The sequence below is a fragment of the Caldovatus sediminis genome, assembly GCF_014644455.1.
Lineage (GTDB): Bacteria > Pseudomonadota > Alphaproteobacteria > Acetobacterales > Acetobacteraceae > Caldovatus > Caldovatus sediminis.
In genome coordinates, this window is the sequence record NZ_BMKS01000013.1 from 115,323 (window position 1) to 121,742 (window position 6,420).

Sequence of the window (6,420 nt, forward strand, 5' to 3'; positions counted from 1 at the left end):
GCGGGCGGCGAGGCGGCGCGCCCGCCGCCGGGGCGGCGTCGGCGCGGCGCGTCGGCCGGCCGTACCGGCGGGCCGCATCGGCGGGGTCGGGATGGCCCGTGATGTAAGGGCGCCGGCGCCGATGCGCCAGTCTCGGTGCGCGGCCGGTCGCACCCGGGCAGGCGCGCGGCGCGCCGCGGCGCGCGGGCGCCGGCGGGCCGGGGGAGGACGGTTCGCCGCAGGGCGCGGGGAGGGGGAGCCGCGCCTCCGCCTCACTGCCCGCGGCGCAGGCGTTCGATCTCGTCGCGCAGCCGCAGCTTTTCGCGCTTGAGGCGATGGATCGCGTCGGGGTCGGGTCGGGGCCGCACCTCCTCCTCCTGGATGCGGCGTTCCAGGGCCTCGTGGCGCTCCTGCAGCGAGCGGATCCTGGCGAGCAGCGGCGGCGTGTCCGGCATGCGGCAGGGGCCTCCTCCCCTGGGCGGGCGGCTGTCCGTCGTCGGTCGCGCGCCACCGCCGGCCTCCCGCCCGGGCCCGCCCGGCGGCGGGCGAGGGGGCCGGCGGCGAGGGGCGGCTGTTCCCGTGCCGCCCCCGGCCATGCTAATGGCGCCGCTCCCCGGGATGCATCCCGAACTTTCCGACGCAGCAGGCGTGCCCATGCTGGCCGATCGCGATTCGCTCCTCCGCCGACTGCATGAGCTGCGCAGCGAGCACCGCGACCTCGACACGGTCATCGCCCGGCTGGAGAGCGGGCCGACGGACCAGCTCCACCTGCAGCGGCTGAAGAAGCGGAAGCTCAAGTTGAAGGACGAGATCGCCTGGCTGGAGAGCCGCCTGCTGCCGGACATCATCGCATGAGCGAGGCGGGCGCGGGGGCGGCGGCGCCGCTGGTCGGGATCATCATGGGCAGCCGCTCCGACTGGGAGACGCTGCGCCACGCGGCGGAGACGCTGGAGAGGCTCGGCGTGGCGCACGAGTGCCGCGTGGTCTCCGCGCACCGGACGCCGGAGCGGCTCTACGCCTATGCGCGCGGCGCGGCGGCGCGGGGCCTGCGGGTGATCATCGCCGGCGCGGGCGGGGCGGCGCACCTGCCGGGGATGGCGGCGGCGATGACGCGGCTGCCGGTGCTCGGCGTGCCGGTGCGGAGCGAGACGCTGAACGGCGTGGACAGCCTGCTCTCCATCGTCCAGATGCCGGCCGGGGTGCCGGTCGGGACGCTCGCCATCGGCCGGGCGGGGGCGGTGAACGCGGCGCTGCTCGCGGCGGCGATCCTGGCGCTCGAGGATCCGGCGCTGGCGCGGCGGCTGGAGGCGTGGCGCGCGGCGCAGACCGAGAGCGTGCCGGAGACGCCGGCATGAGCGGGACCGTGCCGGACGGCCTGCCGCCGGGGGCGACCATCGGCATCCTCGGCGGCGGGCAGCTCGGGCGCATGTCGGCGCTGGCCGCGGCGCGGCTCGGCTATCGCTGCCACGTCTTCGCGCCGGAGGCGGACTCGCCCGGGATGCAGGTGGCGGCGGCGCGGACCGTCGCGCCCTACGAGGACGAGGCGGCGCTCGCCGCCTTCGCCCGCGCCTGCGACGTCGTGACCTTCGAGTTCGAGAACGTCCCGGCGCGGGTGCTGGAGGTGCTGGCGCCGCGGGTCCGCTGCCGCCCCGGCGTGGAGGTGCTGCGCGTCTGCCAGGACCGGCTGGCGGAGAAGGCCTTCCTCGAATCGGTCGGCGTGCCGGTGGCGCCGTGGCGCGCGGTGCGGAACGAGGCGGAGCTGGCCGAGGCGGTGGCGGCGATCGGCCTGCCCGCGGTGCTCAAGACCACGCGACTCGGCTATGACGGGCGCGGCCAGGCGGTGCTGCGGCGAGCGGAGGACGCGGCGCCGGCCTTCGCCCGCCTCGCCCCGCACCCGCTGGTCCTGGAGGCCTTCGTGCCCTTCGCGGCGGAGGTCTCGGCGATCGCGGCGCGCGGGGCGGACGGGGCGGTGGCGGTGTTCGACGCGGTGGAGAACCGCCACAGCGCGGCGCACATCCTGGAGTTCAGCTTCGCCCCGGCGCGGGTGCCGCCCGCGGTGGCCGCGGCGGCGCGGGAGAACGCCCGTCGGGTGGCCGAGGGACTCGGGCTCGTCGGCGTGGTGGCGCTGGAGATGTTCCTGCTGCCGGACGGTGCCCTGCTCGGCAACGAGATCGCCCCGCGGCCCCACAATTCCGGCCACTGGACCATCGAGGCCTGCCTCGCCTCGCAGTTCGAGCAGCATGTGCGGGCGGTGGCCGGGCTGCCGCTCGCCTCGCCGGAGCGGCACTCGGACGCGGTGATGCGCAACCTGATCGGACCGGAGGGGCTGGCGCGCTGGCCGGCGCTGCTCCGGACGGCGGGGGTGGCGCCGCATCTCTACGGCAAGGGGGAGGCGCGGCCGGGACGCAAGCTCGGGCACGCCACACGGCTGCTGCCGCGCGGGGCGCTGGCGGGGCTCGGCGAGGCGGAGGCCCTGCGGGAGCTCTGATCGCCCGTCCGGCGGGGCCGGTTGGGAGGACGGCCTGTGTCGGATCTGCCACCGCAAATTGTTGCACATATGCCACAGGGGACGGGAAACCGGATGATCCGTGCTGGCGTGCGAATGACCCGGTGTTACCTTCGGCCCACGCAACGTCGCTTCCCGCCTGTCGGGGGGCGGGAAGCGACGTTGCGGACGGAACGCTCCGAGGAGTGGGGAGAGTACGCATGAGCCTGAGGAAGGCGCTGCTCGCGGCGACGGTGGTGTCGCTGCCGATGGCGGCGCAGGCGCAGCCGGTGACCGGCCTCTATCTTGGTGCCGGCGCGGGCGTGAACTGGCTCCAGGAGAGTTCGGATACGGTCCCGACGGCTCCTGGGTTCCCCGGCGTGACCGGGGAGATCGAGACCAACACGGGCTGGGGCGGCGTGCTGAGCCTCGGCTGGGGCTTCGGCAACGGCCTGCGCGCCGAGATCGAGGGCAATTTCCGCTCGAACGACGTGGACAGCGTGCGCGTGGGCGCCGCCGGCATCGGCTCGGCGAGGCTCCCCAACAGCGGCGGCCGCGTCCGGTCCTACGGCGTGATGGGCAACGTGCTCTACGACATCGGCGCGGTGCAGCGCTGGCCCGTGCATGTCACGCTCGGTGCCGGCGTGGGCTACGTCTGGCACGACTACGACGCCGTCGGCGGCGCGCTTGTGGACCCGGTGACCGGCGACCGGGTCGGCGTCCGCATCGACGACACCGATGGCCGGTTCGCCTACCAGGCGATCGCCGGCGTCTCGGTGCCGATCGCGGCGGTGCCCGGCCTTGCGGTGACGGCGGAGTACCGCTTCCTCGGCACGCTTTCGCCGGAGCTGCGCGGGAGGGTGACGGCGAGCGGCCCGACCGTCCAGCAGGAGCTCGGCGTCAGCCCGGTCGCGAGCAGCTTCCGCTACGATGCCGACAACTTCAACCACAGCATCTTCGTCGGACTGCGCTACAACTTCGGGCAGGTGGCGCCGCCGCCGCCGCCGGCGCCCGCGGTCGCGCCGGTCGCGCCGGCGCCGCGGACGTTCCTTGTGTTCTTCGACTGGGACCGCGCGGACCTGACGGCGCGGGCGCGGCAGATTGTGGCGGAGGCGGCGCAGGCGGCGCGGACGCAGCAGGTGACGCGGATCGAGGTGGCGGGGCACGCGGACCGCTCGGGGTCGGCGCAGTACAACCAGCGGCTGTCGCAGCGGCGTGCGGACAACGTGGCGGCGGAGCTGGTGCGCAACGGGGTGCCGCGGGAGCAGATCGTGGTCACGGCGTATGGCGAGACGCGGCCGCTGGTGCCGACGGCGGACGGGGTGCGGGAGCCGCAGAACCGGCGCGTCGAGATCGTGCTGCGGTAGCCGCGGCGGGGTGAGGGGCGGCCGGCCGGCCGCCCTCGGGAGCGATGCGAAGGGGCGCCGAGAGGCGCCCCTTCCGCGTTTCGGCGCAGTGCCGCGGTCAGCTCGCGATCATCTCCAGCCGGGGCTGAAACCCCTTTTGTTCCGGATCGTGGCTTGCATGCAACGCCCCGCGGGGATCGTTCGCGGGCGCTGTGCCGCGGCGCGTTCCGCCGCGTTGCGGGCGCAACCGCCGCGGTCCCCGCGCGCCCCGGACCTCGCGGCGGCCATGGCCACCCAACCGAGGTTCGAGGGACATCGCATGAGATTCCGCAAGGCACTCCTCGCCGGCACCGCGGCGCTCGCCGCCGGCGCCGCGCTGCTCGCCGCGCCGTCCCGCGCCACGGCCCAGCCCGTGACCGGCCTCTACATCGGGGGCAGCGCCGGGGTGAACTGGCTGCAGTCCACGAACGACACGACCGATCCGCGCACCGAGGCCGGGCTTGCGCTCGGCGGCGCGTTCAAGGGCGTCTTCCATACCGGAGCGGCGGGCGTGCTGAGCCTCGGCTGGGGCTTCGGCAACGGCCTGCGCGCCGAGGTCGAGGGCAATTTCCGCTGGAACCCGGTGGACGAGGTGACCGCGTTCAACCAGCGCCTGCGGCGCAGCGGCGGCTATGCGCGCAGCTACGGCGTCATGGCCAACGTGTTCTACGACTTCGATCCGCGCTTCCTGGGCCTCGCCCAGCAGAGCTGGATCCAGCCCTACGTCGGGGCGGGCATCGGCTGGGTCTGGCACGAGTACGACCGAGTCCGCGGGCGGTTCCCCTTCGCGCCGGGAACCTCGGAGTTCCGGATCGACGACACGGACGGGCGCTTCGCCTACCAAGTCATGCTCGGCGCGGCCTTCCCCTTCGCGCCGCTCGGCGTGCCGGGCCTGACGCTGACCGCCGAGTACCGGTTCATGGGGACGCTCAATCCCGCGCTCGCCGCGAGCGTGCGGACGCCGGCGACCGGCGGGGCCTTCGTGCCGATCGGCAACATCGAGCCGCAGAACTTCAACCACTCGCTCCTCGTCGGCGTGCGCTACGCCTTCGCGCCGCCGAGGCCGCCGGCGCCGGCGCCGGCGCCTGCGCCCGCGGTCGCGCCGGCGCCGCGGACGTTCCTTGTGTTCTTCGACTGGGACCGCGCGGACCTGACGGCGCGGGCGCGGCAGATTGTGGCGGAGGCGGCGCAGGCGGCGCGGACGCAGCAGGTGACGCGGATCGAGGTGGCGGGGCACGCGGACCGCTCGGGGTCGGCGCAGTACAACCAGCGGCTGTCGCAGCGGCGTGCGGACAACGTGGCGGCGGAGCTGGTGCGCAACGGGGTGCCGCGGGAGCAGATCGTGGTCACGGCGTATGGCGAGACGCGGCCGCTGGTGCCGACGGCGGACGGGGTGCGGGAGCCGCAGAACCGGCGCGTCGAGATCGTGCTGCGCTGATCCGGCGCTGCCGGGGCCCGGGCCGGCAGACCCGGGCCCTGGGGCGGGACGGCATGCCGGGCGGCCGGCGCGGCACATTTTAGAGAATATCTTATACCAAACCCTCGGGATCGGCGGCACCGCCTGTGCCGAAGCGATGCATCCCTGCCACGCTCGACAACTGTTGCGGGCACGAACGGCGGAACAGGCCCCGCCGTCCCCTCTTTGGTGTTGTGCAATAATCGTTCCTGCGTAAGTTCTTCGTCGTGATTCGCTGACGTCGGTCGTGCCGGCGCAGCTCCGGTGGACGAGGAGGGGATCAGGATGGGCCTGAGGAAGGCGCTTCTTACAGCGACCATGGGGGCGGCGCTGCCGCTCGCGGCGGCGACCGCCCCGGCGCAGGCACAGCCGGTCACGGGCCTCTACATCGCAGGCGGCGCGGGCGTGAACCTGCTGCAGAGCACCGACGTCGACGGGCCGGGCGGCCGGCTCGGCGAGATCGACTGGCAGGCCGGCGTGGCCGGCGTGCTGAGTCTCGGCTGGGGCTTCGGTAACGGCCTGCGCGCCGAGGTCGAGGGCGGCTACCGCTGGAACCACATCGACAAGGCCGGCATCGCCCCCGGGCTCGCCGCGCCCTTCTCCGGCGCCCTCGTGCAGTTCCGCGGCAGCCAGCGCACCGTCAGCGTGATGGCGAACGTCCTCTACGACTTCGCCCTGTTCGGGAACATGCCGGTCGTGCCCTACGTCGGCGCCGGCGTCGGCTGGGCCTGGATCGAGACCCACAAGCTGCGCGCGACGAGCAACGCGTTCGGCCTGCGCTTCGAGTCCGACGACTGGGACAACCGCTTCGCCTATCAGGCGATCGCCGGCCTGTCCTTCAACCTGCCGGTGCCCGGCCTCGCGCTGACGACGGAGTACCGCTTCTTCGGCACCCTCTCGCCGAGCCATGGCGGACAGGTGCGCGCCATCAACGCCCCTGGCCGCCCGGTCGTGGCCTCCGGCGCGTTCGATACCGACAACTTCAACCACTCGATCATGCTGGGCGTCCGGTACAACTTCGGCCAGCGCCCGCCGCCGCCGGCGCCGGCGCCTGCGCCCGCGGTCGCGCCGGCGCCGCGGACGTTCCTTGTGTTCTTCGACTGGGACCGCGCGGA

General features: G+C 74.5%; 7 protein-coding genes. 6 read left to right on the forward strand and 1 reads right to left on the reverse strand.

Annotated elements, in window-relative coordinates:
* Window positions 1-251 precede the first annotated feature (251 nt).
* The gene (locus IEX99_RS17650) at window positions 252-434 is read right to left on the reverse strand and encodes a YdcH family protein (protein ID WP_188902720.1); all 183 of its coding nucleotides are present in this window, start codon (window positions 432-434) and stop codon (window positions 252-254) included.
* Between the two features lie 199 nt (window positions 435-633).
* On the opposite strand from IEX99_RS17650, the gene IEX99_RS17655 reads away from it, so the two are divergent.
* The 6 genes from IEX99_RS17655 to IEX99_RS17680 form a co-directional block, all read left to right on the forward strand.
* Window positions 634-834 carry a YdcH family protein gene (locus tag IEX99_RS17655; RefSeq protein ID WP_188902721.1) on the forward strand — a complete coding sequence of 67 codons (201 nt, stop codon included), beginning with the start codon at window positions 634-636 and terminating at the stop codon, window positions 832-834.
* A complete protein-coding gene (gene purE / locus IEX99_RS17660; RefSeq protein ID WP_188902722.1) occupies window positions 831-1,334 on the forward strand; it encodes a 5-(carboxyamino)imidazole ribonucleotide mutase in 504 nt (167 codons plus the stop codon). Before IEX99_RS17655 ends, purE begins: the two co-directional genes overlap by 4 nt.
* Window positions 1,331-2,467 carry a 5-(carboxyamino)imidazole ribonucleotide synthase gene (locus IEX99_RS17665; protein ID WP_188902723.1) on the forward strand — a complete coding sequence of 379 codons (1,137 nt, stop codon included), beginning with the start codon at window positions 1,331-1,333 and terminating at the stop codon, window positions 2,465-2,467. The genes purE and IEX99_RS17665 overlap by 4 nt, the downstream gene beginning before the upstream one ends.
* 218 nt (window positions 2,468-2,685) lie before the next feature.
* The gene (locus tag IEX99_RS17670; RefSeq protein ID WP_188902724.1) at window positions 2,686-3,831 is read left to right on the forward strand and encodes an OmpA family protein; all 1,146 of its coding nucleotides are present in this window, start codon (window positions 2,686-2,688) and stop codon (window positions 3,829-3,831) included.
* Between the two features lie 298 nt (window positions 3,832-4,129).
* Window positions 4,130-5,287: an OmpA family protein gene (locus IEX99_RS17675; RefSeq protein WP_188902725.1), complete on the forward strand. Its 1,158-nt coding sequence runs from the start codon at window positions 4,130-4,132 to the stop codon at window positions 5,285-5,287.
* Window positions 5,288-5,590: 303 nt separating this feature from the next.
* Window positions 5,591-6,420: outer membrane protein (locus IEX99_RS17680; protein WP_188902727.1), on the forward strand; the 830-nt coding region annotated here is incomplete at its 3' end.